This window comes from Pseudomonas sp. SP16.1 (assembly GCF_052682975.1).
Genome location: NZ_JBQYFZ010000001.1, coordinates 3,190,992 through 3,215,827, shown reverse-complemented (window position 1 = coordinate 3,215,827; position 24,836 = coordinate 3,190,992). Strand labels below are relative to the sequence as shown.

Sequence of the window (24,836 nt, the reverse complement as noted above, 5' to 3'; positions counted from 1 at the left end):
CCCCAGAACTGCTGAGCCTTGCGCTGCAGACTGATTGCAGAAACGTGCAGAGTGTTGCCCGGCCTTGGCGAACCTCTGCATGCGCTAACCTTCCTCTGCAGCAATCTGCACGGGATCTGCATTGCTTGCCCCTTGCTTCCTGGGCCTTTCAGCACTTTCCGCACAATCTGCAAGGGGCTGCGGATTAACTTCAAAATTCCGACCGTCTGCGCTGTGCATCCAGCCTGCTTCAAGAAGAATGGCCAGCAACTTGTCACGCTTCTTCGCGTTGCCTCGCGCGGGGCCGCGAGTGCCTAATTGGTCGCGGTGAAATGCAGTCATCCCCTTGGCTTTGATCCAGGCCAGGAGGTCGAGTGCGTCCCTGTTGTCTCTGGTTTCCGTACCACTGCCACCCAGCCAGCGCGCCCACTCGCCAAGCGAGTGCTCGACCACTTCACAGGCAGCGGCCATGGTTGGGCCGGAAATTTCTTTTTCGCCAATAAACAGGGCAAAGACTGCAGCGACCCTGCGGGCGTTCTCGCCAGCGCGGCTGGCAAATGGTTTGAGGCGGCCAGCGTACTCGCCGACGCGGCTTTGCTCTGCTTCCACCCGGTTGTAAAAATCCAGCCAGACATTAAGCGCCTCAGCCGTCAGTTTGATTACTGGCGGCCTTACAGCGCCCACTTCATTGATCTGCCGTGGTGTCGCTGCAATTTCTTTAACCCGAGACCAGTAGCGCTGGACAGCTGGATCTTTGTAGGCAGAGGCTTGCAGTGTTTCCGCGCTGATGAATCGGGTGCCGGCCAGTGACGGTGCCGAGGTCAGCAGGAAGCGGGGCAGGAAGCCTTGCCCTTGCAGCAGCGGATCATTGAGCGCTTCCCTAACGGTCACGGCCTGCGCCATCAGGTGCATGGTGAATCGACGGTCATAGGCAATGCCGCCGCTTTCGCCGGCGCGGTCGCGCTCTACGGTGCCATCGTCATAGAGCTTGACCAGACCGCCCAGCGTTGCGGCCCGAGTTTCGGCCTGCATGCTGTGGCCGCCGAGCACTCTGCCGCCTTCATCGGTGGCCCAGGATGCGGCCGGCATGCCTGACACAAAATCCTTGGCGATCTTTTCAAAGGTTGAATCGGTGTACATGGTGCGCGGGTTGGCTGGCAGCGGGTTGCTGTTTTCAAATTCCTGCAGGGCTTTGCCTTTCAGCAGGATTGCCTTATGAGCATGCTCTGCCGCCACTGTGGCGTGCCGGTCACGCTCCTGCCGCTCTGCCTCCATAAGCGGCTTAAAGGCCAGACGGTAGCAGGCGCTCTTGCGGTCACCAGAGTCAGCCAGCGCCATCTGATACAGCGAGCAAGGCATGCCTTCGGGGTAATGGATGTGGGGGGCGTTGACCCGCGTTTGGGCAAGGTATGCCGCCGCCGCGACAACGCACTGTGCGGCCAGTGCTTCGGGCGCGGCGACATGGTGTGCAATCGCCTTGACCGCCTCACGCATTGCAGTGGGCAAACTCGCTGCTGGGTAAGGTGCCGGCTGCGCCTCGGTCAATAGAGTGTCCGGTGTGCGCCAGGCTTGCGCCGTAGATGTGTCCTTCCAGCCAGCCTGTTTGGCGCGATGCAAAATTGTACCCAGTGTGATGGCTGATGCTGGCTGGCCTGAGGTGGCAAAGCTTGCCCATTTATCCTGGCAGGCTTGCTCACTAAATTTGTCGGCGCAGGTTGCCGACCACTCCAGCCAGGTGGTGTATGCCTGTTGAGGCTCTAGCGTGGATCGGTATAAGGCCAGCCCCGTCTGCCACCATGCGTCGTAGTCATCGGCGGGCAGCACAGCAAGGGCACTGCGAACACGCTCGGCCTCGCCGCTGGGGCCGGCGCTTAAATTGCCTGCAGCCTCAGTGTTTAGCTGTCTTGCCCCGACAAGGTACAAATAGGGTGGCAGTGACCCCAGTTGGCAGAGTTGCTGAGCTGCTGGTGATGTTTTGCGGTTGAAAGTTGCCGCAAGCCATTGACTACCAGCGTGCAAGTCAATCAAGTCAGCGGCCTTGGATTGTGGCATTACCTTGCCGGTCAGCAGCATTGCCCGTTTGCTCGTGTAGAACTCAAGGCCATCTGCCGTCTTGAATGACTTGCCAGCGCCATAGCCCCAGATATGCAGGCCTTTGCCGCTCATACTGCGTTCAACCCAGCCGGGCATTTTTTGCAGGATCTCGGCTGCACGTTGCTCGCGGTCTGGGCAGCCGCGCACTTTATCCAGGTCAACGCAGCAGATGCCGTCACCCTCCAGGATGCAGAAGCCCAGGGCGAAGCAGCGGCCAGCAAGGTAGGCGGCATGGGCGTCTTCAAATGCAAGGTGCTTGCTGGTGTCAGTATGAGCAACTCTGAAACCTGTAGCCGGATCGACCGGCACTTTCTCTGCTGTGAAGCCAATCCAGCGCTGCAAGCGCTTCATTGCCTCGGGCACCTGGCTGTAGTCGAAACGTATGAGCGTCGCCTGCTGCAGACTGGTATCAAGTGGCTGGCTCATTGCAACGACTCCTCTGCACGCCGTTTCGCCAGACAGCGCTGCACTGCGGCCAGATACTCATCAGCGCGGCCAGCTTGTTTATAGGCAATTCCAACGGCATGGAGTGCATGAGCCGCAAGGTCGCTATCTGATCGAGCTGTGCCGCTTTTGATCTCATGCAGCAGCGCTAGGACTGCTTCGCCCTCAATGCTGCGTGGGTCTATGGATAACCATAGGGGCCTGGTGTTTGCCTGGTCTAAATAGGTCAGTACAAGGTTGCGTGCCGCGTTCGGCGTGCCGCCATTTAACTCACGAACCCCAGCGAAACCGCCGTCAAGCAACGCAAAGACAGCGCGAAGCAGTGCGTCATCTGAAGGCGTGCCACATGCACAAGGCTGCAAGCAGTCAAGCAGAACCACTGGGCCAATCTGAGGGCCTAAAGCAATCCCGTCGAACAGTCGGAAGTCGTCCATTACTTGGCCTCCCCAGTGTTGCAGGCGGTACGGCTTGCAATAAACTCGGCCAAGTCGTTGATCCGGTATTTCACGCAACGTCCTACTTTTATGAAGGGCAAACGATAACGGCCGCTTGATCTCCATACAGATAATGTATTTGCCTGCACACCAAGCGCTGCGGCTGCCGATTTTTCATCGACTTGGACGGGAGGATGTTTGGGGTCGCAGTTCAACTGCGCCAGGATCTCAGCCTTGATGGCTTCGATGGTTGCTGCGTGGGTGGTGGGCATTGGTCTGACTCCATCGAGTTTTGTTCGGTGAAGTCAGTATCAGGAAAGGTTGGCGGTAGTAATATTCACCGCCGTAACGAGTACCTTAATAATCGTTATGATTGCTATGGTTTTAAGCGCTCGTGCTGGCCTTAGGGCGCCCCCCTTTTTTCGCATGTTCAGGGGCAACAGGTCTAATCAATCGCTTGATGTTATCAATCCCAGACGACTCCCCCGGAAAGTCTTGCTCTACGGCGTCCCTCACCAACCCCGCCATTTCTGTAATCTTGTATTCCTCTTCGGTATCGGCGGCCCAAAGCTCTCTAGCATGGCGTTCAATCTCTGCCCTTATTAATGCACGCCGCTTAGCTATCTGATCGAGCCCTCCCTCCATGCGTTTCTTGGCCTCCTTCTTCCTGAATGAGCACAAAACATGAAATGCTGCCTGCTGAGTTGTTTCTGTAAGAGCCTTAACTAAGGCGTCCTGATTAGCCTCATTTTCTTCCGATACGCATTTCGACATATCCAAAAGAATTATCCGCTGAGCTGCGATGGTGGCGATGTACTCAGGAGAATAGGTTTCCAGTAAATTCTGCGCGAGTTGAGCCGTGAATTGGTCAAACTCCTCAGGGCTGGCAACTCTCACACCTGGGCTCCACTGTTTCTCTGGGTGAAAACCGGGCTGCAAGCAGAACTGCAAGCCGAGCCCGGGGGTTTCCTTTTCGTCTTCGCTCATTGTTCGCCCTCCAAGGCGATCCCTCTACTGAACAAATCGGCTAGCCAGGCAAGTAGAAAATCTGTTTTTCGCCCAGTCGATGTATGCAGCTAGCCTGCGTTTGGCTTATTGATTGCGATTGATCGGCACCACGTCCGCAGATTGCTTGATACCTGCAGCCTCAAGCATCGCCTGGGTTGCCGTATTGACCGATTGGCGCACCGGGTCGAGGTCGAGGCGGGCATATATGGCAGTGGCTTGGTGGGTCTTGTGGTTGAGGCTCTTGCCAATGATTGCCATAGATGCGCCGGTCTTGGCCTGCCAGCTGCCCAGGGTGCGGCGCAGGTCGTGAATACGCAGGTCGCTCATGTCGTAGGCTGCTGGGTCAATTTTGAGTCGGTCGGCCATGCCTCGGCATTGCTTCTCGGCTGCTGCTGGTGCTTCGAGTATCCGCCTTTCGGCCTCGGCGCATTGCTCTTCCGTTAGCTCGCCGGCAAGTGCCAGCAACTGAATCAGGCGGCGCATGCTGGCCCGACGCAAGATTGCTGCCCAGGCCTTCTTGGGCTCAACCAAATGGCCAGTTTTGCCAGTACCGGGAAACACGAAAGGCGAGGTGCCTGTGCTGCTCTTGCGTGCCTTCAATGTAGCAACAGCTTCCGGCGACAGAGTGACATTCTGCGGCGTGCCGTTTTTCGTCATACCGATGCGCCAGACCCCAGCATCCAGGTCGAGATCGCGCCAGGCCATTTCTTGCACATTTGACCGGCGTGCCCCGGTCAGCAGCGACAACAGGAAGTAGTCGCGCAAACCCGACTCGGCCATGGCTTCAAACAGGTGCGGTAGCTCATCCGCCTGCACAAATCGGTCACGCGACGGTGCAGGGTTCTTCTGAATACGACTGGTCGGATTGGTGCCGGTGAAAATTTCCAAGTCGGCGGCGAAGTTGAATACCGAGGAAACGACCGCAAGAGCGCGGTCTGCCTGTGTACCGCTTACCTTTGTGGTCTTGCTGTGGATCGCCTTCACTTCGCCGCGCGTGATGTGGGAAAGCTTTTTCGATTTGATTGGCTCCAGGTAGTCACGCAGCACTACCCGATAACCCTGCTTTGTGGATTCAGCCAGGGGAGTACCGTCACGCTTTTTCTTGCCGGTGAGGAACTGCTCGAACACCTCGGAAAAAGTCGGCTCCTCTCGAATGGCGCGACGGGCGGCTGCTGGATTCGCTCCGGTAGCGAACTCGGCAAGGATCTTTTGCGCTTCGCCGCGGGCCTGCTCGACGGTCATTTCTGGGAAGGTGCCCAGCTTCACCCATGCCATAGAAGCACCAGCACGCTTCACCACGTAAAAGGTGCGGCTACCTGCTGCAGTGATGCGCATGGCGAGCTTTGGGGTGTCGGTGTCATAGGCGACAATGCGCTTGCCGGCCTCGGGCAGAGCGACCGCCATCAGTGCCGTTTTTGTGAATCTCAGCTTTACCATGCCCGCCTCTCAGGATCGCAGAGGATTGATTGGGCTAGCGACGGGCTATCACCGGGCTAGCACGGGCTATCAAATTTGATCGAATTTCGTGATAGCCAGCAGGAGTGAGAATAGGCTTAAAGCCACGCCCTGTATAGGCTTATCAAGATTGGTAAATGCCAGGGTAACGCATGACCTTAGCATTCGTAATGCGAAGGTCGCAGGTTCGACTCCTGTCTCCGGCACCATAAAAATCAAAGGGTTAGCTTCGGCTAGCCCTTTGTCGTTTCTGGCATTGCGCTATTTCCGGCAGGTCGTTGGCGGTGAGGCGGCGAATCCCGAAGGACCTGGCTGGGCTCCGGCGGGTGGCGAGCGGTTTGCGGGTGATTAGCGGCTGCATTGCGGCCGGGGGCGTCCGCGAGACCGGCCACCCGTAGGGTCAACGGCCGCTGGCGGTCTGCGCCGCGGCCGGCCGCTGCTCGTCGTCGATCACGGCGCGGTTGCGACCTTCGCTCTTGGCGCGATAGAGACATTCGTCGGCCCGTTGCAGCCAGCTCTCCCAATGTTCGCCGCTGCGCAGTACGGCGCCGCCGATGGATACCGTCACCGGCCCGCCCGGGCTCTTCAGCCCTTCGGCGACGCACTGGCGCAGGTGCTGGGCGGCGGCGTGCAGGCCGTCGAGTTCGGTGTTGGGCAGTAGCAGCAGGAATTCCTCGCCGCCGAAGCGGAACAGGCGGTCCTCCTTGCGCGAGTCGCGCTGGATCAGTTCGACGAAGGCCATCAGCACCTGGTCGCCGACATGATGGCCGAAGCGGTCGTTGATCTGCTTGAAGTGGTCCAGATCCATCACCAGCAGGCCGAAGCGGTCGCGGTGGCGGCGATGGCTGGCTACGGCGATCTTCAGCTCCTCGTTCATCGCCCTGCGGTTGCGCGCCCCGGTCAGCGGGTCGTGGATCGCCAGCAACTGCAGCTGGTCGCGCTGGGTGCGGGTGCGCAAGGCGAAGATGAAGCTGAGCATGCTGGCCATCATCCCCGTGACCAGAAAGGAGACCATCTGGTAGTGGCTGTCGAATACGCTGCCGGGTACCAGCAGCGCATGCGCCGCCAGGCTCAGCATTACCAGGACGGTGGCCAGCAGTGCCTTGCCGGGGGGAGCCATGAAGAAGTTGAAGAGGATCAGTGGATAGATCCAGAACAGGCCGTTGACGCCCAGGTTGATGGCGATCAGCGTGGCGCTGACGGAGAACACCGCCGTCAGGAAGATGCCGGGTTTCACCGTGTCACGGGTGTGCCAGGCGTAGAGCACCGCCAGAATGGTGGAGAGCACGATGATGATGTCGGCGATGCCCACCAGGTAGTTGCCGTGCAGCAGGCGGTACAAGGCATAGGGTGAGATGCCGAGGACGCCGAACAACCCCATCAGGGTGATGATCGACAACTGGAAATCTTCGCGCAGGCGCTTGAGCAAACGGGTAGTCTTGAGGGCCATAAGCGGTCTTGTCGTTGTTATGCATGCAGCATGCAAAGCTTAGACCGCCGATGGCAAGGGTAGATTCGGGTTAAACAGCCCGCGTTTGCGCCGGATCGATCCGCCGCTGCCGCGCCACGAGCCGTTCCGGCCACTCGCGCCGGGCGCAACGAGGGGGGCGGGTGCCGGCGACATCCAGGATGGCCGTTCAAACCCCAGCAGTTTGGTTAACCGCTGCGCATTTGCGACCTGGCGGCCGGTGACAGCTTCGCGGCGGCGCCGCATCATGGCGTCGCCCGCCATCAGCCCAAGGATCTGCCGCGTGTCCCAACCCTCGTCCCCTGCCGTGGTCTTCGCTGCACAAAGCGTTGCCGGCCGCGTACGCACGCATAACGAGGACGCCCTGGCCTGCCGTCCCGATCTCGGCTTGTGGGCGGTGGCCGACGGCATGGGCGGTCACCAGTGCGGCGAGGTGGCCAGCGCGTTGGCGCTGCAGGGCCTGATCGATGCGCTGCAGCAGGGCGCCGGGCTGGCCGCGGCGGTGCAGGCCGCGCATATGGCGATCATCGCGGCGGCGCAGCCCGGCGCCGGGCAGGCCGGCATGGGCAGCACCCTGGTGGCGGTATGTCTGCACGGCGACGAGTTCGAACTGGCCTGGGTCGGCGACAGCCGCGCCTATCGTATCGGTGCCGAGCGCATCGAGCAGCTCAGCCACGATCACAGCTGGGTGCAGGCCATGGTCGATGCCGGCCAGATGAGCGCCGAGCAGGCGCGCGAGCATCCGCGGCGCAACCTGATCCTGCAGTGCCTGGGCCAGGGTGAGCAGGCGCCGGAGGCGGGCCTGCTGCGTGCCCGGCTGGCGCCCGACGAACTGCTGCTGCTGTGCAGCGATGGCCTCAGCGGCGAGCTGGACGATGCGGCGATCCAGCGCTGCTGCGCCGAGGCCGCCACGCTGGAGGCGATGGTCGAGCAGCTGGTGGAGCTGGCCAACGGCCAGGGCGGCAGGGACAATATCAGCTGCATCGTCCTGGGTCTCGGCCCGCCAGCCGAACCCCGCCAGGCGCCGCCGCGCGGCCTGCTGCGCAAGCTGTTCAAACCCCGTCAACCCTGAGCGCCAGTCCAGCCGCATGAGTCAGCCTTCGATCAGCGTACCCGGTTACAGCATCCACGGCCGCCTGGGCAAGGGCGGCATGGCCGAGGTGTACCTGGCCACCGAGCAGGCCCTGCAGCGCCGGGTGGCGCTCAAGGTGCTGCTGCACCGCGAGGACGATGCCTACACCCAGCGTTTCATCAAGGAAGGCCATATCGTCGCCTCCCTGCAGCATCCGTCGATCATCACCGTCTACCGTATCGACCAACTGGCCGACGGCCGCCACTTCCTCGCCATGGAATACCTGGCCGGCGGCGATCTGGCGCAATTCAAGGGGCAATGCCTGGAGCCGGCGCGCGCCCTGCGCATCGTCCGGGAGATCGCCAGCGCCCTGGCGCTGGTGCACGACAGGGGGCTGGTGCACCGCGACATCAAGCCCGGCAACATCCTGTTTCGCGATGACGGCACCGCGGTGCTCAGCGACTTCGGCGTGGCCAAGCAGCTGCAACTGGACAGCGAGCTGACCCAGTCCGGCATTGCCGTCGGCAGCCCGGCCTACAGCAGCCCGGAGCAGGCGCAGTGCCAGGCGCTGGATGCGCGCAGCGACATATACAGCCTCGGCGTGATCCTGCTGGAGATGCTGACCGGGCATAACCCGTTTCGCGGCGGCAACTACACCCAGACCCTGATGAACCAGCTGCAACTGCAGCCGCCGCCGCTGCCGGAGCACCTCGACGGCCTGCAGTGGCTGCTCGAGCGCATGCTGGCCAAGGAGCCGGACGAGCGCTTCGCCGACTGCCACGTGCTGCTGGCCAGCCTCGACGAATTGGCGGAGGGCGAACAGGAGCACACCCGTCTGAGCCCGGCGGTGAGCCTCGCACCGCCGGCATCGAGGCGCCGCTGGCTGCCCTGGGCCCTGCTCGGTGTGCTGCTGCTCGGCGTCGGCAGCGCCGGCGGCTACTACTGGCAGCTGCAGCAGCGCATCGCCGGCCTGCTCGCGCTCGGCGAGACGCGCCTGAGCGAGGGACGTCTGCTCGCCCCGGCGCTGGATAACGCCGATCACTATTTCCGCCAGGTGCTGGCCCTGGACGAAGACAACGCCCAGGCCGCCGACGGCCTGCAGCGTGTGTTGCAGGCGCGCATCCAGGAGTATCTGCAGCTGGCCGAGCAGCGCCTGGGCGAGGGCCTGCTGATCCTGCCCGAGGACGACAGCGCGGTGCACTACTTCCGCCAGGTGCTCGGCTGGGAGCCGGACAACCTGCTGGCGCTGGCCGGGATCAACCGCGTGGCGCAGCGCTTCATCGAACAGAGCGAGGCGGCCTACGCGCGGCGCGAGTACAAGCTGGCGCTGGAGCAGATCAAGCAGGGCCTCGAGGCCGAGCCCGCCAACGAACGCCTGCTGGCGCTCTACGACGGCCATGAGCAGCGCGTGCGCAGCACTCAGGCGGCGAGTCGGTCGCGTAGCGCGCGGCCGGCCCAGCAGAACCCGATCCAGCGTCTGTTCAACAACCTTTTCGACTGAGGCGCCGCCGATGCTCAGATTGCAGTTCCTGGATAACCGCCAAGCGCCGGTCTGGCTGACCGACGAGCGCCTGAGCATCGGCCAGGACAGCCGCAACCAGCTGGTGCTCGGCGATGCCGGTATCGCCAGCTTCCACGCCGAGATTCGCCAGGATCACGGCTACTACTACCTGAGCGACGCCAGCCAGGGCGCCACCTGGGTCAACGACCAGCGCATCGGCACGCGCTTTCAGCTGCGCGACGGCGACCGCCTGCGCCTGGGCGGCGTCGAGCTGCTGCTGGTCGATCCGTCGAAGAGCGCGGCGCGCCCCGAAGCCGCCGCGCCGCGCTGGTTCCTCCAGGTGATCCAGGGCGAGCATCAGGGGCGCAAGTTCCATATCCACGGCTCGATGACCTTCGGTCGTTCGAGCAAGTGCGAGCTGTGCTTCGGCGACCCGGAGCTGTCGCGCCGACACTGCGAGTTCTTCCTCAAGGACGACGTGCTGGAGGTCAAGGACCTGGCCTCGGCCAACGGCGTGACGGTCAACCAGCAGAAGGTCAGGACCGCCGTGCTGCAGCCGGGCGACCAGCTCAAGATGGGGTCGGTGAGCCTGCTGGTGATCGGGCCGAAGGTCAGCCTGAGCGAGGCGCTGGACGAGGACGCCACCCAGTTCATGCGGGTCGCCGACCTGCCCAGGCCGCTGGCGAGCAAGGCCGCCAGCGGCGCCACGCAGATCGCCCCGGTGCCGCTGGCCGCACGCAGCGGCGCCAGGACGGCGCCGGCGGCGGCCAATCCGCTGCGCGCCGCCGCCAAGAGCGCCCCGGTCGTCGCGGCGCCCGCGGCCAATGGCGGATGGCTGTGGCTGGGCAGCATCGTGCTGCTGCTGATCGGCGCTGGCCTGGGGGCCGCCTCGATGCACCTGCTGGGCTGAGCCCGGGCTCCCGGCCCATGGCAACGCCAGCAACTCAGGCCGGCGTCAGGCGGCGCCGTTCGGCGCGGATTTCCGGCAGGTCGCTGCGGCGCAGATAGACGCGCAGCGCCTCGCCGAGATTGACCCGTTCGTCGATGCGCTGCTCCTGCAACCAGGCCAGGCGCTGGCGATCCAGGCGCATCAGGCCGCCTTCGTCGGCGGCCCAGACGTATTCGCAGGTGGGGGTGATGGTCGCGGCCGGCACGTCGAGGCCGAAGCTGTCCTCGGAGAAGCGCAGCAGGTACTGGCCGGTCTTGGCGTTGAAACCGACGAAGCCCAGCAGCCGGTCGGCGGCCTGGCAGATCTGGGCGGAGCTGATACTCATGGCAAACCTCGGATTGCTATGGGGTTTGCACGCAAGACGAAGGGTTCTGGTTATCGGCGCAGCCTACCGCCTGGGCATGCCGGCAGGCGTTGCCGTGGATCAACGAATCCGCTGCAGGGCGGGCAGCACCTGTTCGCGCAGCAGCGGCGCCAGGTCGGCGGGAAGCGGCTGCCCGGCGTCCAGCCAGCGCAGTTCCTCCAGCTCGGCGGCGGCCTGCACGGCATGGGGCAAGGTGGCGCGGAAGATGTCCGCCTGCAGCCAGGTATCGGCCTCGTTGGCGGCGGCGGCCTGGAATTGTCCGAGCGGTTGCAGCGTGCCGTCGTCCAGGCGCAGGTCCAGCTCCTCATGCAGTTCGCGGTGCAGCGCGGCCAGCGCATCCTCGCCGGGCTCGCGCTTGCCGCCGGGCAGCATGAAGAAGCGGGTGCCGCGCTTGCGCACCAGGAGCAGGCGGCCTCGTTCGTCGAACAGGCAGGCGGCGGCGATATGCAGGGTGGTGGTCATGGTGCTGTGCCCGATGCATGCCTGTAGGAGCGAACGGGCGGCGTTCCGCTTTCGCGGCACAGTCGCCTATCAATTCGCCCCTACGCGTCAGTTAGAGAAGATCAGCCGGCCAGGCCGACGTAGACGTTCTGCACGTCGTCGTGGCCGTCGATGGCTTCGAGGAAGGCTTCGACTTCTTCCATCTGCTCCGGCGTCAGGCTGGTCACCGGGTTCTTCGGACGGTAGCCGAGCTTGGCCGAGTTGACGGTGAAGCCCTGCTCCGGCAGCGCCTTGCACACGGCGTCGAGGTCGGTCGGATCGGTGATGAACAGGGTCGCGCCCTCGTCATCCGGGACGAAATCCTGGGCGCCGGCCTCGATGGCGGCCAGTTCCGGGTCGGCGCCTTCGTCGCTGCTGGCTTCGATCAGGCCGACGTGGTCGAAGTCCCAGCTCACCGAGCCCGAGGCACCCAGCTGGCCCTTGCGGAACAGCACGCGGATCTCGGCCACGGTGCGGTTGACGTTGTCGGTCAGGCACTCGACGATCAGCGGCACCTGATGCGGGGCGAAGCCCTCGTAGAGGGTGCGTTCGTAGTTGATCACCTCGCCGGACAGGCCGGCGCCTTTCTTGATCGCGCGCTCCAGGGTGTCCTTGGGCATCGACGCCTTCTTGGCCTGATGCACGGCCAGGCGCAGCTTGGGATTCATGTCCGGGTCGGCGCCGTTACGCGCGGCGATCATGATTTCCTTCACCAGCTTGCCGAAGATCTTGCCTCGGGCATTGGCGGCGGCTTCTTTGGGTTTGGCTTTCCACTGGGCGCCCATCTGGGGTCTCCTGGCCGATAGGTGAAACGGCGTCGCGGCGCGCGGCCGGACGATCGGATAGGCTGCGGATTCTAGTGCCTGACGGCGCCGGCGGCACGCGCAATTTCCCCGAACGGGCGCCGAGCGGTGCGCCGTGGCGCTTTCACCCATACTCTGGGGGATCTCGTCCGAGCCAGTGGAGGCCCGTCCATGAGCCGCATCCTGACCCTGTGCCTGAGTCCCGCGCTCGATTGCGCAACCCAGATCGCCCAGCTCCGTGCCGATCTCAAGCTGCGCTGCAGCGAGCCGGACTACACGCCGGGCGGCGGCGGTATCAACGTGGCCCGCGCGATACGGCGCCTGGGTGGCGAGGCCTTGGCGGTGTTCCCGGTCGGTGGGCCCAGGGGGCAGCACCTTTGCCAGCTGCTCGTTGCCGAAGGAGTGGCGCACCATGCGCTGAGCGTCGCGGGCTGGACGCGCGAATGCCTCAACGTGCTGGAACTGGCCGGCGCCCGTCAGTACCGCTTCGTCCTGCCCGGCGCCGGGCTGGCTGCTGCCGAGCAGGCGCAGCTCCTGGCCGCGCTCGACGGCCTGGCGCCATTCGACTATCTGGTGGTCAGCGGCAGCCTGCCGGCGGGGCTGGAGGCCGACTTCCTGGCGCAGGTGCTGCGCCTGGCGCGCCGGCATGGCGCGCGTTGCGTGCTGGACAGCGGCCCCGAGGTGCTGCGCCAGGGGCTGGAGGAGGGCGGGCTGTTTCTGATCAAGCCCAACCTGGAGGAGCTGGCGACGCTCTGCGGGGTGGACATTCTCGAGCCGCAGCAGCTCAACCGGGTGGCAGGCGATCTGGTTGCCGGTGGTGGCTGCGAGGCGGTGCTGGTGTCTCTGGGGGCTCAGGGCGCGCTGCTCGCCACGGCCGGCTTGATCGAGCGGATCCCGGCGCCACCGGTGAAGAAGCTCAGTTCGGTGGGGGCCGGCGACAGCCTGCTGGCCGCAACCCTGCTGAAACTGGCTGGCGGGGCCGGATGGGCCGAGGCCGCCCGCTACGGCGTCGCCGCCGGTAGCGCCGCGATCATGGCCGAGGGTACGCAGCTGTGCCGTCTGGCCGATACCGAGCGCCTGTTCGACTGGTTGCAGGCGCACCATCCGTCGCGCTGAAAGACCCCGGCGCAGCCCGCTGCGCCGGGAGTGGCTCAGGCGTCCGGCGAGTGGCTGCCGAGCATGGTTTGCCCGTGCTTCTTGGTGCGCTTGGCCATGCGTTTTTCGTGAGCCGTCTTCAGCGGCTTCTTCTTGTGTTCCTTGTGCGAATCCAGACTCTTGCTCATGGCGGTATCTCCGGGAAAAGGATCATCGGCTGGGGGAATGAGTTCGGGGCACTATCACCTCCTCGGCTGCCGGAGCCAGCTGAAACGCATCATCGCCACCTCAGCATAGCTGGCCGCCGGCAAGCGGGCGGCGAACACGACGGGTAACACGGGCAATCCGGGCGAGTCGCTCGAGTTGTGGCGTAACGCCGTTCCAGCGTGCTTCGAGTCGGACTGGATCGCGCCCCTCGCTCGTGTGGCGGGGCAGGGCGCCCCGACGCGCACGGCCTGGGCGGCCCCTCATCGCCTAGAGGTTGCGCCAGATCAGCTGCAGCCCGGCCAACAGGATGCCCAGTCGGGCGATGCGGTAGAACCACTGGTGGTTGACCCGCGACTGCAGCCACAGGCCGCTCCACACGCCGAGCGGCACGATGGGCGCGAGCATCAGGCTCAGCAGCAGATTGTCCCGGCTGAACTGGCCCAGCGCGGCGTAGGGCGCCAGCTTGGCCGCGTTGGTCAGCAGGAAGAACAGGTTGATGGTGGCGACGAAGCGCAGCTTGTCCAGCTGCTGCGGCAGCAGGTGCATCATTACCGGCGGCCCGCCGGCGTGGGCGACGAAACTGGTGAAACCGGCCAGGCTCGACAGCAGCAGACCGCGGCCCCTGTGCAGCGGCCTGGGCGGCTGGTTGCCGGCGAGCAGGCCGAGGGCGACGAAGCTCACCGCGATGATTCCGATCAGCAGGCCGATGCTGCGCTCGTCGAACAGCTCGAAGGTCAGCGAGCCGATGACGATGCCGATCAGCGCGCCGGGCAGCATCACCCTGAGGTTGGCCGCATCCCATTTGCCCCAGTAGGCCTTCAGCCCCACCACGTCGGCCAGGCAGAGGATCGGCAGCATGATCGCCACCGCCTGTTTCGGCGAGGTGGCCAGTGCCAGCAGCGGCACGGCGATGCCACCCAGGGCGCCGCCGAAGCCGCCCTTGGACAGCCCGGTGAGGAAGATCGCCGGCAGGGCGAAGAGGAGTAAGTCGGACAGGCTCATGGCGGGGGCCGAAGCGAAGGAGGGCGCAGGGTAGCAAAGGGCGCGGCGTGGCAGAACGGCCAGCGGCAAAGGGCGGGCGATCAGCGCACTGTGTGGCGTTTTTCCGCGCCCACTGTGTCTGCCGCGGCGGCTGGGCGCTTGCTCTAATGGCTGCTCCCGGAACGCGAGGATTGGCCCATGTCGCCCAAAGACCTGCTGCTGGCGCTGCTGGTGATAGTCGTCTGGGGCCTGAACTTCGTGGTGATCAGGCTCGGCCTGGACGAGATGCCGCCGATGCTGCTCGGCGCGCTGCGTTTCATGCTCGCCGCCTTTCCCGCGATTCTCTTCGTGCGCCGGCCGCAGGTGCCGCTGCGCTGGCTGCTGGCCTACGGTCTGAGCATCTCGCTGGGCCAGTTCGCCTGCCTGTTCTACGCCATGCACGTCGGCATGCCGGCCGGGCTGGCCTCGCTAGTGCTGCAGTCGCAGGCCTTCTTCACCCTGTTCTTCGCCGCGCTGCTGCTCGGCGAGCGGCTGCGCGCTAGCAACCTGTTCGGTCTGCTAGTGGCGGCTGCAGGGCTGCTCCTGATCGGCCTGCAGGGCGGTCAGGCGATGACCCTGGCGGGCTTCGCCCTGACCATCGCCGCCGCCGCGATGTGGGCGCTGGGCAATATCGTCACGCGCAAGCTGGGCAAGGTGAACCTGGTCGGCCTGGTGGTCTGGGGCAGCCTGGTGCCGCCGTTGCCGTTCCTCGCCCTGTCCTGGTGGCTGGAGGGGCCGGCGGCGATCGAGGGCGCGTTGCGCGGCTTCGGCGTGGAGGCGCTGCTGGTGCTGGCCTACCTGGCCTTCGCCGCGACCCTTGTCGGTTACGGGCTGTGGAGTCGCCTGCTGTCGCGCTACCCGGCCAGCCAGGTGGCGCCCTTCTCGCTGCTGGTGCCGGTGGTGGGCATCGGTTCAGCGGCGCTGTTGCTGGGCGAGCGCCTGGGCACGCTGCAACTGACGGGCGTGGCGCTGGTGATGGGCGGGCTGGCGATCAACGTCTGGGGCGACAGGTGGCTGGCGCGGCTGCGCTCGTCGCGGGCGCAGGGGGCGGCGGGGCTGGAATGACGGCGTCGGCCGGGCGCCGACGCCATCGCCGGACGGATCAGTCCTGGCGGCTGGTGACTTCCAGCAGGTGGTAGCCGAACTGGGTCTTGACCGGGCCCTGCACTACGCCGACCGGCGCGCTGAACACCACGGTGTCGAATTCCTTGACCATCTGGCCCGGGCCGAAGGAGCCCAGGTCGCCGCCGTTGCGACCGGACGGGCAGCTGGAGTTGTCCTTCGCCAGCTGGGCGAAGTCGGCGCCGCCTTCGATGGCGGCTTTCAGTTCGTTGCACTTGTCTTCGCTGGCAACCAGGATGTGACGGGCAGTGGCGCGGGCCATGGGATGTACCTCCGTTCGATGGGCTGCACAGCCTAACGTAATCGGCCCGTCAGGCAAACGCCGTTGCCGCTTGTCCCGTGCCGCCGCCTCGCCGTGCAAACCGTTGTTCAATGGCCATGAGCGCAGGCGTCTCGCTTGCCGTCCCACTTTCAGGAGGTCCGGATATGAACACCTTGACCGTCGAAGGCTGGTGCAAAGGCAGCGGCCAGCGCAAGTCCACGCCCATCGGCACCTTCCACTTCTACGTCAGCGAAGCCGAGCACCTGCGCCTGGAGCGCGCCGAGGAGGAGCTGCAGCGCAGCGGCGCCGCCGACATCATGGTCGATGCCGACCTGAGCACCTTGCAGCTGCAGACCCCCGCCGAATGCGGGCCGCTGTCCGATTGCCGATGGCGGGTCTACCGCGGTGGCGAGGACCGGCGCGGCCAGTTCCACCTGGTCGGCCACCGCGCCAGCGATGGCAGTCTGGTCTACAGCAACGCGGTGATGGTCGACCAGCTCGGCTGAGACCGCCTCGACGTCGACGCGGCCGGGTGACGATCCGGCCGCGTCACTGCTGTTGTAGCCAGGCCTCGGCTTCCGCCTCGTGGATCGAGTCGAATGCCTTGATCGTCAGGCCCGGGATCAGCGCGCCTTCCACCGCGCTGGCGGTGCGCAGCCACTGCTGATCGGCCACCACCGCGACGCGGTCGAACTGGCGGATAAAGCGCAGCAACTGCGGGATGCGTCCCAGCTCGACCCCTACCGCGCCCAGCGTCGGCCACTCGAAACTGCCGATGCGATAGAGCATCTGTCCGTGCTCTATGCCCTCGGCGGCCTGGATCAGTTCGTCGAGAGCGACACGCATGGCGTCGCTGTCCAGCTTGCCGGCGAAATCCACGTCGATGCGCTGATCGCCGCTGCGGGTTACCTTGAACATGGCGAGTCCTCCTTGGGGAGTGGAACTATCACCATACGCCTGGTCGAGGAAACGGCAACAGGCCCTAGGCCAACGGCCCCGCAATCGCGCATCATCAGGCTGGTCGGTTTGCAAGGAGAGTCTTATGCGTTTGCCCATTCTTGCCGTCGTCCTGACTCTGGGTCTGTCTGCCACGGCGGTGCAGGCAGCCGAGGAGGCGCGGCTGATCGAGGCGATCAATGCCTACCGCGGCGAGGTGCAGCGTTGCGGCGTGCAGGCCTCCGAGCCGCTGCCGCCACTGGCCGGCGATGCGCGGTTGCTGCTGCCGGCGGCCGGCACCGGCGACCTGCAGCAGGCGCTGAGCGCCTCGGGCTATCCGCTGGTCAACGTGCAGGCCATCAGCCTGTCCGGCCCGCGCGATGCGCAGGCGGCGATGCAGGCGCTGGCGGAAAGCTTCTGCCGGGTGCTGCTCGATCCGCAGTTCATCGACATCGGCGTCAGCCGCGCCGAGCGCGACTGGCGCATCGTCCTGGCGCGACCGCTGCTCAGCGGCCGTCTCGGCGACTGGCAGGCCGAAGGGCAGCAGCTGCTGGAGCGGATCAACGCCGCCCGCGCCCAGGCGCGCCAGTGCGGCGGCCAGGCCTTCGCTGCCGCCGCGCCGCTGGCCTGGAACGCCGAACTGGGCAGCGCCGCCGAAGCGCACAGCCGGGCCATGGCCAACGGCAACTTCTTCGCTCACCGGGATCGTGACGGGCGCACCCCCGGCGACCGTGCGGAACTGGCCGGCTATGTCGGCGGCCGGGTCGGCGAGAACATCGCCGCCGCGCTGGATACGCCGGGCGCCGTGGTGAAGGGCTGGCTGGCCAGTCCCGGGCACTGCGCCAACCTGATGAACCCGCAGTACCGGGAGCTCGGCGCCGCCTATGCCAGCGACCCGCAGAGCGACGCGGGGATCTACTGGACGGCGCTGTTCGGCGGTCACTGAAGGGCGGCTGCCTGCTCGACGCCGAACACCTCGGCCAGGTGCTGCTGGTAGCGCGCCACGTCGCGCTCGATATTCGGCTGCTTCATCACGTCGGTGCTGAGGAAGGTCGGCAGGGCAGTCATGCCGAGGAACTGGTTGGCCTTGTGGAAGGGCAAGTACACCGCGTCCACGCCCTTGCCCTCGAAGAAGTCGCTGGGGTCGTCGAAGGCCTGCTGCGGGGCGTTCCAGGTCAGCGACAGCAGGTACCGCTTGCCCTGGATCAGGCCGCCGCTGCCGTACTTCTGCGAGGCGTCGGAGCGGGTGCGGCCGTCGTTGGCGTAGAGGCTGCCGTGGCCGGCGGTGAACACCTCGTCGAGGTACTTCTTCACCGTCCAGGGCGCGCCCATCCACCAGCCGGGCATCTGGTAGATCACCACGTCGGCCCAGAGGAACTTCTCCACCTCTTCCTCGATGTCGTAGCCGCCGTCGATAAAGGTGGTCCTGATATCGAACCCGGCGCGATCGAAGAAGGCTGCGGCGGCCTCGTGCAGGGTGGCGTTGTACTGGCCGTTGGAGTGGGCGAACTGCTTGCCGCCGTCGAGCAGAAGGATGTTTTTCATGACTGACTCCGCAAAAGAATGGCGGCAGGTTAGCGGCGCGCCTGCGCGGGAAACAGAGCGGGTCAGGCAAATGATTGTTGAGTGAAAGGCACGAATGCACGGATTTATCCTGCGCTAGAGTGCGGCAAACAGCGCTTTTTGCAGGAGCTCTTGCATGCACGCCTTTATCCTTCACGCCCACACCAGATCGGAGCAGGCCGAGGCCTTCGAGCGCCTGTTCCGCGCCCATGTCGAGCCCAGCCGCGCCGAGCCCGGCTGCATCGAGTACCACATGCTGCGCGACGCGCAGGACCCCACGCTGTTTATCTTCTACGAGGTCTGGGCGTCGCCGGAGGCGTTCGCCGAGCACACGGCGCTGCCGCATATGCGCGCATTCCACGAGAAGCGCATGGATTACCTGCGTCGCGATTTCGAGGTTCGCCAGATCGAGATGCTTAGCCCGGCGGCTGCAGCTCGGGCCTAGTTCGCGATCTGTAGGAGCCAGCCTGCTGGCGATCGCTGTGCTAGCCCGGATTGCATCCGGGCTAGGTTATCGGCAACCGGTAGTACCGGACTCAGTGGCTATAGCCCGGCTTCTGGCGGATGGTCTTGAGCAGATCGTCCGGGCTGATCTGGCCGACCACCTGGGTCGCGGCGCTGCCCGGCTGTGGCAGGCCGAGGATATGCCCCTTCATCTTGCCGATCACGTGCATCTCGCACGGCTTGCAGTCGAACTTCAGGGTCAGCACCTCGTCGCCGTGTACCAGCTGCATCGGCGCGACGCGGGTTTTCACGCCGGTCACGCCCTTGGCCTGTTTCGGGCACAGGTTGAAGGAGAAGCGCAGGCAGTGCTTGGTGATCATCACGGGCACTTCGCCACTTTCCTCGTGTGCCTCGTAGGCCGCATCGATCAACTGCACGCCATGACGATGGTAGAAATTGCGGGCCTTCTGGTTGTAGACGTTGTAGAGGAAGCTCAAATGCGCCTCCGGATACACCGGCGCAGGAATCGCTTCGGCCTTGCGACTGCCGCGCGGGTGGGCGGCGACGCGCGCCTCGGTCAGCGCCTCGATGGCCTCGCGGCGTAGCGCCTTGAGCTGCGAGTTGGGCACGAAGAAGGCCTGCGGCGCGTCCAGGGTCACGCCCTGGGCGTGGTAGATGGTGGTGCCGAGCTGGGTCAGCAAATCGCGCAGGCCGTCCAGCGCCTGTTCCGGTTTGTTGGCCGGACCGAACGGGCCGGGCAGGGCGACCTCGACGCTGATGTCTTCCTCGCTGGTGGCGTTGAGCTTGAGGGCGTCCTCACGCAGCACGGCCTTCCAGCTCACGCCGATGCGGCGCTCGGCACTGGTGCGTTGCAGCGCCTGCTGCCAGTTGTGGTCGAGATTGCGGCTCAACGGGTGGTTGGGGCGCAAGCGGAAAAGCCCCTCGGGCATTTCGTTGGGCTCGACGCGGTAGCGGTAGCGCTTCTCGCCGTCTTCCTCGAACTCGCCTTTTAGTTCGGCGATATTGGCGCGAAAACCCACCACCTCGCGCTTGACCAGCACGTTGAGGCCGTCGCCGTTGGACAGCGGCTCATGGGTGACGGCGATCAGGTCGCGCTTGCCCACCTTCTCGACATGGCCAACGGAGAGCCCGGTAAAGGTCGGCGAGTCGAAGGCGCCGATGTCGACCTTGCGCTCGGTGACGAAGTAGTCGGTGCTGCCGCGGTGGAAGGTCTTGTCCGGATCGGGCAGGAAGAAGTGCGCGGTGCGCCCGCTGGAGGCGCGGGCCAGGTCCGGGCGATCCTCGAGGATGGCGTCGAGTTCCTTGCGGTAATGAGCGGTGATGTTCTTCACGTAGCCCATGTCCTTGTAGCGCCCCTCGATCTTGAACGAGCGCACGCCGGCCTCGACCAGGGCGCGCAGGTTGGCGCTCTGGTTGTTGTCCTTCATCGACAGCAGGTGCTTTTCGTAGGCGATCACCCCGCCTTTTTCATCCTTGAGGGTGTAGGGCAGGCGGCAGGCCTGCGAGCAGTCGCCGCGGTTGGCGCTGCGCCCGGTCTGCGCGTGGGAGATGTTGCACTGGCCGGAGAAGGCCACGCACAGCGCGCCGTGGATGAAGAACTCGATGGCCGCGTCGGTGGCATCGGCGATGGCGCGAATTTCCTGCAGGTTCAGCTCGCGTGCCAGCACCAGCTGGGAGAAGCCGGCCTGGTCGAGGAACCTGGCCCGTTCCAGGGTGCGGATATCGGTCTGGGTGCTGGCGTGCAGCTCGATCGGCGGAATATCCAGCTCCATCACCCCCATGTCCTGCACGATCAGCGCATCGACGCCGGCGTCGTACAGCTGGTGGATCAGCTTGCGCGCCGGCTCCAGCTCGTCGTCGTGGAGAATGGTGTTGATCGTGGTGAACACGCGCGCGTGATAGCGGCGGGCGAATTCCACCAGCTCGGCGATCTCGCTCACCTCGTTGCAGGCGTTGTGCCGCGCGCCGAAGCTCGGCCCGCCGATATAGATGGCGTCGGCGCCATGCAGGATGGCCTCGCGGGCGATGGTCACGTCGCGGGCAGGGCTGAGCAGTTCCAGGTGGTGTTTGGGCAGGGACATGGCGTTTTCTTTATCAGGCTAGGCGCACGGGCAAGGCGCGCATTGTAGCCGCCTGCCGGGCGCAGGGCACGCCGAGCTGCCGGGTGGCGGCGCCCGCTCTGGCGGCGAGCGGGCGCCGAAGCCGCTACTGGCGCGGCGCCGGGCTGGTGGCGGCTGCGGCCGACCAGAGGCGGTAGCGCACTTCCACGTCTACCGGGGCGTAGATCACCAGCGGCAGCTTGCTGTTGTAGCGCACCAGCAGGGGCTCGCCACCGACCCGGACGAAGGCCTGCTTGCGGCTGCCGTCGGGGCAGGCCATCAGGGTGCTGACCGCCGGGCCGACCTGGCCCAGCTGGTAGTAGTTGTAGCCCCAGCCCTCGACCGTCTTCTCCTGCCACTGGCCGCCGAGGCGCTGCTGGTTGCAGTCCACCTCCAGGGTCTTGCCGGCGATCAGTTCCACCCTGTGCTCGGCTTCGTTGGCCTGCGCCGGCAGCTCGATGACATGGCGGGCGTAGCCGTCGGCGGCGGCCGGGTAGGGCTTGAGTGCCTCGGGCGTGGCGGCACAGGCAGCCAGCGGCAGGGCGCAGGCGAGGGCGATCAGCGGCAGTTTGCTTGCGTTCATAAGAGTCCTTGCTTCACCGGCCTTGTGGGCCGTCCGTTGAGGGAAAACCGCCGGGGCGGCGGCGCAGCACAGACCCTTCTGGATAGGTGAAGTTCCTGCCTTTGGCAAACGGCCGAGTCCAGGCGGTCCGTGCGGCTTTTCTCGCTAGACTGATCGTTACGGGGCGGGCGCTTATGCAACGCGGCGCCTGGCATGCCGGGGCGCGCCCGGCCAGGAGGCGGAGATGAACAAGCGGCAAAGGCCAGGCGCCGGTCTCACCCGGCGTCACTTCCTCTATGCCGGTGCGATGCTCGGCGGCGACCTGCTGGCTGCGCCGGCGCTGGCGCAACAGGCCTGTCGGCTCACGCCGGGCGACATCCTCGGTCCCTACTACCGCTTCGGCGCCCCGTTCCTGGCGAAGCTGGCCGGGCCGGACGAGGCGGGCGAGCGGCTGGCGGTCAGCGGCAGGGTACTGAGCGCCGACTGCCGTACACCGGTGGCCAATGCGCTGATCGAGGTCTGGCAGGCCAACAGCTCCGGCCTGTACGACACCCAGACCCCCGGCAACTTCACCGACAAGGGCCGGTTCCATTTGCGCGGCATGCTCTATAGCGACGCCGAGGGCCGCTACCGGATCGACACCGTGATGCCCGGCCGCTACCCTGTGCCGCCCAACCTGCCTGGGCTGGAGCAGTACGCTGGGATTACCCGGCCGGCGCATATTCACTTCCGGGTGATCGAGTCTCTGCACGTGCCGGTGACCCTGCAGCTGTACTTCGCCGGCGACCCTTATATCGCCGAGGATCCCTGGGCCAGCCAGCACCCGGACAACGTGATCGCGTTGGAGGCGGATGGCCAGGGGCGGCGCGGGGTGTTCGACATCGTACTGGGCAGGGGATTCTAGGGGCGGGGAAGCGTCGAGGAGGGCGGCCGATGGACATGAGCTTGAGCGACGAGCAGATCGATTTCATCCAGGGCGGCGTGTCCATCAGCCTGGCCTCGCGCGACGTGCGCCGGGTGCCCTCGGTGAGCAAGGCGGTGGCCTGCCGGGTGGCGGCGGATCGACGGCGGGTCTGCGTGCTGCTCGATGCCGGTCAGTCCCACACGCTGCTGCGCGACGTCGCCAGCTGCGGCGCGCTGGCGGCGACCTTCTGCCAGCCCAGCACCCATCGCACCCTGCAGCTCAAGGGGCGCGATGCACAGGAAGCGGCGTTGCAGCCGGGCGATCTCGAGCTGGCGATGCGGCACGTCGATGCCTTCGCCGCGGATCTGGTGCCGCTGGGCTACGCGCTGCCGTTCGCCCGCGCCACCCAGGGCTTCCAGGCCGAGCAGCTGCGCGCGCTGTGCTTCACCCTGAGCGACCTGTTCGACCAGACCCCGGGTCCCCATGCCGGCGCGCGCCTGGAGCCGGGGCGGTGAACCGGCGGCCGAGCCTGGACAGTATCCGCCCCTGCCTGGAGGGCGCGGTGCCGGCGGTCATCGCCACCTGCAGCGCGGACGGCACGCCCAACGTCACCCAGGTGTCCCAGGTGCATTACGTCGACGCCGGCCATGTGGCGCTGTCCTTCCAGTTCTTCAACAAGACCCGCGAGAACATCCTGGCCAATCCCCAGGCCACGGTGTTCCTCCTGCACCCGCAGACCAGCGCGCGCTACCGCCTGGCGCTGCTCTATCGGCGCACGGAAACCGCCGGCCCGCTGTTCGAGAGCATGAAGGCCAAGCTCGCCGGCATCGCCTCCAGCGCCGGCATGAGCGAGGTGTTCCGCCTGCAGGGCGCCGACATTTACCAGGTGCTGGAAGTCGAATACGTAGCGGGCGAGGAGGTGCCGCCGGAGCAGTGCGCGCCCTGCCATATCGCCAGCCTGCGTCGGCTGAGCCAGCGCCTGGCTGCCTGCGCCGAGTTGGCCGGCCTGCTCGAGCAGTGCCTGCAGGGCCTGGCCGACGAGCTGGACATGCCCCAGGCCATGGTGCTGCTGCTCGACGGTCCGCGGCAGAAGCTCTATACCGTGGCCAGCCATGGCTATCCGCTGTCCGGGATAGGTTCGGAGTTTCCCCTCGGGCGCGGCATCATTGGCGTCGCGGCGCAGTTTCGCGCGCCGATCCGCATCGCCCACCTGGCCTCGGAGTACGCCTACAGCCGGGCCATCCACGAACACCTGGCCGAGGCGGCGGCGGCCGACCGGCTGGAGACCGAGATCGCCTTCCCCGGCCTGGCCGAGGCGCACAGCCAGCTGTCGGTGCCAATCCTCGCGGCCGGACGGCTGCTCGGCGTGCTGCACGTGGAGAGCGCCCAGCCGCACCGCTTCGGCTACGACGAGGAGGACTGCCTGATGGGCCTGGCCAGCCTGCTCGGCGCCTCGATCCTGGCGCTGCAGCAGGGCGCCGAGGAGGCGGGCGAGGAGGAAGGCGAGGCGCCGCGCAGCGAGCCGTTGCCGGGGCCGCCGCTACTGGTGCGCTACTACCCGGTGAACAGTAGCGTGTTTCTCGGCGACGACTACCTGATCAAGGGCGTTGCCGGGGCCATCTTCTGGCGCCTGCTCGGCCTGCATCAGGAGCAGCGGCGCTGCGAGTTCAGCAACCGCGAGCTGCGCATCGACCCGGCGTTGAAACTGCCGGAACTGGACGACAACCTGGAGGCGCGGCTGATCCTGCTGCAGCGGCGCCTGGCCGAGCGCAGCCGCGACATCCTTCTGGAGAAGTGCGGGCGCGGGCGGCTGCGCCTGCTGCTGCGGCGGCCGGTACTGCTGCAGCAGATCGCGACCGGCTGAGGCGGTTCAGGCGCGGCGCCACAGCAGGTTGCCGGCGAACAGCAGCACCGCCAGCAACATCGCCAGTGCGCCGCTGCCGAGCACCGGGCCGGCCTCGGGCTTGCCGCTGATCAGCAGGGCCAGGGCGACCATCATCACCGGCAGCGCCAGGTTGTGCAGCCAGAACTGCAGGCTGGCCAGGCGGCTGGCGGCGGCCTTGGGAAAGTAGTGATAGATGATGCCGACCAGGCTCAGGGTGACCCAGCCCAGCAGGTTGAGATGGGCATGCACGCTCATCATGCGGTGGTCGCCGCTGATCCCCATGAAGACGCCCAGGCCAACGGCCAGGCAGAAATAGACGACGGCAACATAGATCCAGCGACGCGAAACGGGACTCATCGGAAACTCCTCGGCGGTTGACGGGCAACCCCATGCTAGGGGCGCACGCCGCGCGGCGTTGCGAAATAGACCCTAGGCAAATCCTAAAAACTTCCTAAGCCGGCCGCGCAGGTCGTTCGCCCTGGCGCGGATTGCAGCTATCGGGCGCGTCTGTCCCGTGCGGGCGGGCGCCGCGAAGGTTCAGGTGTCGGCCGGCCCGAGGGGGGGCAGCGAGTCGGGGCGGGAAGGGGCGGCCATCGGGACCGGTAGCCGCTCAGCAGGCGGCAGGGCCGCCAGGGCAAGCGGAGGCCCGCTCGCTGCGGCGCGGC

Annotated in this window: 28 protein-coding genes; 11 read left to right on the top strand and 17 right to left on the bottom strand. The window is 65.8% G+C overall.

The window, feature by feature from the left end; genetic code table 11:
• Window positions 1-84: 84 nt before the first annotated feature.
• The 6 genes from ACUTAF_RS15335 to ACUTAF_RS15310 form a co-directional block, all read right to left on the bottom strand.
• Window positions 85-2,499, bottom strand: coding sequence for a DUF3987 domain-containing protein (locus ACUTAF_RS15335; RefSeq protein ID WP_445580761.1), 2,415 nt, complete (start codon window positions 2,497-2,499; stop codon window positions 85-87).
• Window positions 2,496-2,951, bottom strand: coding sequence for a hypothetical protein (locus ACUTAF_RS15330; protein ID WP_445580760.1), 456 nt, complete (start codon window positions 2,949-2,951; stop codon window positions 2,496-2,498). The genes ACUTAF_RS15335 and ACUTAF_RS15330 overlap by 4 nt, the downstream gene beginning before the upstream one ends.
• Window positions 2,951-3,223 carry a helix-turn-helix domain-containing protein gene (locus tag ACUTAF_RS15325; protein ID WP_445580759.1) on the bottom strand — a complete coding sequence of 91 codons (273 nt, stop codon included), beginning with the start codon at window positions 3,221-3,223 and terminating at the stop codon, window positions 2,951-2,953. The genes ACUTAF_RS15330 and ACUTAF_RS15325 overlap by 1 nt, the downstream gene beginning before the upstream one ends.
• Before the next feature lie 112 nt (window positions 3,224-3,335).
• Window positions 3,336-3,938, bottom strand: a complete 603-nt coding sequence (locus tag ACUTAF_RS15320) for a ribonuclease D (RefSeq protein WP_445580758.1) — start codon at window positions 3,936-3,938, stop codon at window positions 3,336-3,338.
• Between the two features lie 105 nt (window positions 3,939-4,043).
• Window positions 4,044-5,396: a tyrosine-type recombinase/integrase gene (locus ACUTAF_RS15315; RefSeq protein ID WP_445580757.1), complete on the bottom strand. Its 1,353-nt coding sequence runs from the start codon at window positions 5,394-5,396 to the stop codon at window positions 4,044-4,046.
• A gap of 418 nt (window positions 5,397-5,814) precedes the next feature.
• Window positions 5,815-6,864, bottom strand: coding sequence for a GGDEF domain-containing protein (locus tag ACUTAF_RS15310; protein WP_445580756.1), 1,050 nt, complete (start codon window positions 6,862-6,864; stop codon window positions 5,815-5,817).
• A gap of 301 nt (window positions 6,865-7,165) precedes the next feature.
• Between ACUTAF_RS15310 and ACUTAF_RS15305 the strand changes: the two genes are divergently transcribed.
• Genes ACUTAF_RS15305 through ACUTAF_RS15295 form a run of 3 tightly spaced genes read left to right on the top strand, consistent with a single transcriptional unit; the run spans window position 7,166 to window position 10,365 of the window.
• On the top strand, window positions 7,166-7,954 hold the full coding sequence (locus tag ACUTAF_RS15305) for a PP2C family protein-serine/threonine phosphatase (protein WP_445580755.1): 789 nt from the start codon (window positions 7,166-7,168) through the stop codon (window positions 7,952-7,954).
• Window positions 7,955-7,970: 16 nt separating this feature from the next.
• Window positions 7,971-9,455 (top strand): serine/threonine-protein kinase, encoded by a 1,485-nt coding sequence (locus ACUTAF_RS15300; RefSeq protein ID WP_445580754.1) that lies wholly within the window; start codon window positions 7,971-7,973, stop codon window positions 9,453-9,455.
• A gap of 10 nt (window positions 9,456-9,465) precedes the next feature.
• The gene (locus ACUTAF_RS15295) at window positions 9,466-10,365 is read left to right on the top strand and encodes an FHA domain-containing protein (RefSeq protein ID WP_445580753.1); all 900 of its coding nucleotides are present in this window, start codon (window positions 9,466-9,468) and stop codon (window positions 10,363-10,365) included.
• A 34-nt stretch (window positions 10,366-10,399) separates the two neighbouring features.
• Here ACUTAF_RS15295 and ACUTAF_RS15290 read toward each other — a convergent pair whose 3' ends face one another.
• The 3 genes from ACUTAF_RS15290 to ACUTAF_RS15280 form a co-directional block, all read right to left on the bottom strand.
• Window positions 10,400-10,729, bottom strand: coding sequence for a DUF2025 family protein (locus tag ACUTAF_RS15290; RefSeq protein ID WP_445580752.1), 330 nt, complete (start codon window positions 10,727-10,729; stop codon window positions 10,400-10,402).
• Between the two features lie 99 nt (window positions 10,730-10,828).
• Window positions 10,829-11,230: an NUDIX hydrolase gene (locus tag ACUTAF_RS15285; RefSeq protein ID WP_445580751.1), complete on the bottom strand. Its 402-nt coding sequence runs from the start codon at window positions 11,228-11,230 to the stop codon at window positions 10,829-10,831.
• 101 nt (window positions 11,231-11,331) lie between these two features.
• Window positions 11,332-12,033 carry a YebC/PmpR family DNA-binding transcriptional regulator gene (locus ACUTAF_RS15280; RefSeq protein ID WP_445580750.1) on the bottom strand — a complete coding sequence of 234 codons (702 nt, stop codon included), beginning with the start codon at window positions 12,031-12,033 and terminating at the stop codon, window positions 11,332-11,334.
• 189 nt (window positions 12,034-12,222) lie between these two features.
• On the opposite strand from ACUTAF_RS15280, the gene ACUTAF_RS15275 reads away from it, so the two are divergent.
• A complete protein-coding gene (locus tag ACUTAF_RS15275; RefSeq protein ID WP_445580749.1) occupies window positions 12,223-13,167 on the top strand; it encodes a hexose kinase in 945 nt (314 codons plus the stop codon).
• A 35-nt stretch (window positions 13,168-13,202) separates the two neighbouring features.
• Here ACUTAF_RS15275 and ACUTAF_RS15270 read toward each other — a convergent pair whose 3' ends face one another.
• Entirely contained in the window at window positions 13,203-13,334 is a 132-nt protein-coding gene (locus ACUTAF_RS15270) for a hypothetical protein (RefSeq protein ID WP_445580748.1), read from the bottom strand.
• Window positions 13,335-13,620: 286 nt separating this feature from the next.
• Window positions 13,621-14,355: a sulfite exporter TauE/SafE family protein gene (locus ACUTAF_RS15265; RefSeq protein WP_445580747.1), complete on the bottom strand. Its 735-nt coding sequence runs from the start codon at window positions 14,353-14,355 to the stop codon at window positions 13,621-13,623.
• Between the two features lie 177 nt (window positions 14,356-14,532).
• Between ACUTAF_RS15265 and ACUTAF_RS15260 the strand changes: the two genes are divergently transcribed.
• Window positions 14,533-15,438, top strand: coding sequence for an EamA family transporter (locus ACUTAF_RS15260; RefSeq protein WP_445580746.1), 906 nt, complete (start codon window positions 14,533-14,535; stop codon window positions 15,436-15,438).
• 37 nt (window positions 15,439-15,475) lie between these two features.
• On the opposite strand, the gene ACUTAF_RS15255 is transcribed toward ACUTAF_RS15260, so the two are convergent.
• Window positions 15,476-15,757 carry a peptidylprolyl isomerase gene (locus tag ACUTAF_RS15255; protein ID WP_012019284.1) on the bottom strand — a complete coding sequence of 94 codons (282 nt, stop codon included), beginning with the start codon at window positions 15,755-15,757 and terminating at the stop codon, window positions 15,476-15,478.
• A 164-nt stretch (window positions 15,758-15,921) separates the two neighbouring features.
• On the opposite strand from ACUTAF_RS15255, the gene ACUTAF_RS15250 reads away from it, so the two are divergent.
• Window positions 15,922-16,263, top strand: coding sequence for a hypothetical protein (locus tag ACUTAF_RS15250; RefSeq protein WP_445580745.1), 342 nt, complete (start codon window positions 15,922-15,924; stop codon window positions 16,261-16,263).
• Between the two features lie 43 nt (window positions 16,264-16,306).
• Here the strand turns inward: ACUTAF_RS15250 and ACUTAF_RS15245 are convergent, their stop codons facing one another.
• Entirely contained in the window at window positions 16,307-16,675 is a 369-nt protein-coding gene (locus tag ACUTAF_RS15245) for a SpoIIAA family protein (protein WP_445580744.1), read from the bottom strand.
• 124 nt (window positions 16,676-16,799) lie between these two features.
• Here ACUTAF_RS15245 and ACUTAF_RS15240 point away from each other — a divergent pair, with 124 nt between their 5' ends.
• Window positions 16,800-17,639 (top strand): CAP domain-containing protein, encoded by an 840-nt coding sequence (locus ACUTAF_RS15240; RefSeq protein WP_445580743.1) that lies wholly within the window; start codon window positions 16,800-16,802, stop codon window positions 17,637-17,639.
• Here ACUTAF_RS15240 and ACUTAF_RS15235 read toward each other — a convergent pair.
• The gene (locus ACUTAF_RS15235) at window positions 17,633-18,238 is read right to left on the bottom strand and encodes an NADPH:quinone oxidoreductase MdaB (protein WP_445580742.1); all 606 of its coding nucleotides are present in this window, start codon (window positions 18,236-18,238) and stop codon (window positions 17,633-17,635) included. The two genes, ACUTAF_RS15240 and ACUTAF_RS15235, sit on opposite strands and share 7 nt — an antisense overlap.
• 154 nt (window positions 18,239-18,392) lie before the next feature.
• Here ACUTAF_RS15235 and ACUTAF_RS15230 point away from each other — a divergent pair, with 154 nt between their 5' ends.
• Window positions 18,393-18,701 carry a putative quinol monooxygenase gene (locus ACUTAF_RS15230; protein ID WP_445580741.1) on the top strand — a complete coding sequence of 103 codons (309 nt, stop codon included), beginning with the start codon at window positions 18,393-18,395 and terminating at the stop codon, window positions 18,699-18,701.
• A gap of 91 nt (window positions 18,702-18,792) precedes the next feature.
• Here ACUTAF_RS15230 and ACUTAF_RS15225 read toward each other — a convergent pair whose 3' ends face one another.
• Both ACUTAF_RS15225 and eco read right to left on the bottom strand, forming a co-directional pair.
• Window positions 18,793-20,802: a peptidase U32 family protein gene (locus ACUTAF_RS15225; protein WP_445580740.1), complete on the bottom strand. Its 2,010-nt coding sequence runs from the start codon at window positions 20,800-20,802 to the stop codon at window positions 18,793-18,795.
• Window positions 20,803-20,926: 124 nt separating this feature from the next.
• Window positions 20,927-21,403 carry a serine protease inhibitor ecotin gene (eco, locus tag ACUTAF_RS15220; RefSeq protein ID WP_445580739.1) on the bottom strand — a complete coding sequence of 159 codons (477 nt, stop codon included), beginning with the start codon at window positions 21,401-21,403 and terminating at the stop codon, window positions 20,927-20,929.
• 223 nt (window positions 21,404-21,626) lie between these two features.
• On the opposite strand from eco, the gene ACUTAF_RS15215 reads away from it, so the two are divergent.
• From ACUTAF_RS15215 to ACUTAF_RS15205, 3 genes are read left to right on the top strand one after another with little or no spacing between them, the layout of a single operon-like run.
• Window positions 21,627-22,286 (top strand): dioxygenase family protein, encoded by a 660-nt coding sequence (locus tag ACUTAF_RS15215; RefSeq protein ID WP_445580738.1) that lies wholly within the window; start codon window positions 21,627-21,629, stop codon window positions 22,284-22,286.
• Window positions 22,287-22,315: 29 nt separating this feature from the next.
• On the top strand, window positions 22,316-22,801 hold the full coding sequence (locus ACUTAF_RS15210; RefSeq protein ID WP_445580737.1) for a hypothetical protein: 486 nt from the start codon (window positions 22,316-22,318) through the stop codon (window positions 22,799-22,801).
• A complete protein-coding gene (locus ACUTAF_RS15205) occupies window positions 22,798-24,150 on the top strand; it encodes a GAF domain-containing protein (protein WP_445580736.1) in 1,353 nt (450 codons plus the stop codon). Before ACUTAF_RS15210 ends, ACUTAF_RS15205 begins: the two co-directional genes overlap by 4 nt.
• A 6-nt stretch (window positions 24,151-24,156) precedes the next feature.
• Here the strand turns inward: ACUTAF_RS15205 and ACUTAF_RS15200 are convergent, their stop codons facing one another.
• Entirely contained in the window at window positions 24,157-24,528 is a 372-nt protein-coding gene (locus tag ACUTAF_RS15200; RefSeq protein ID WP_445580735.1) for a hypothetical protein, read from the bottom strand.
• Between the last annotated feature and the right edge of the window lie 308 nt (window positions 24,529-24,836).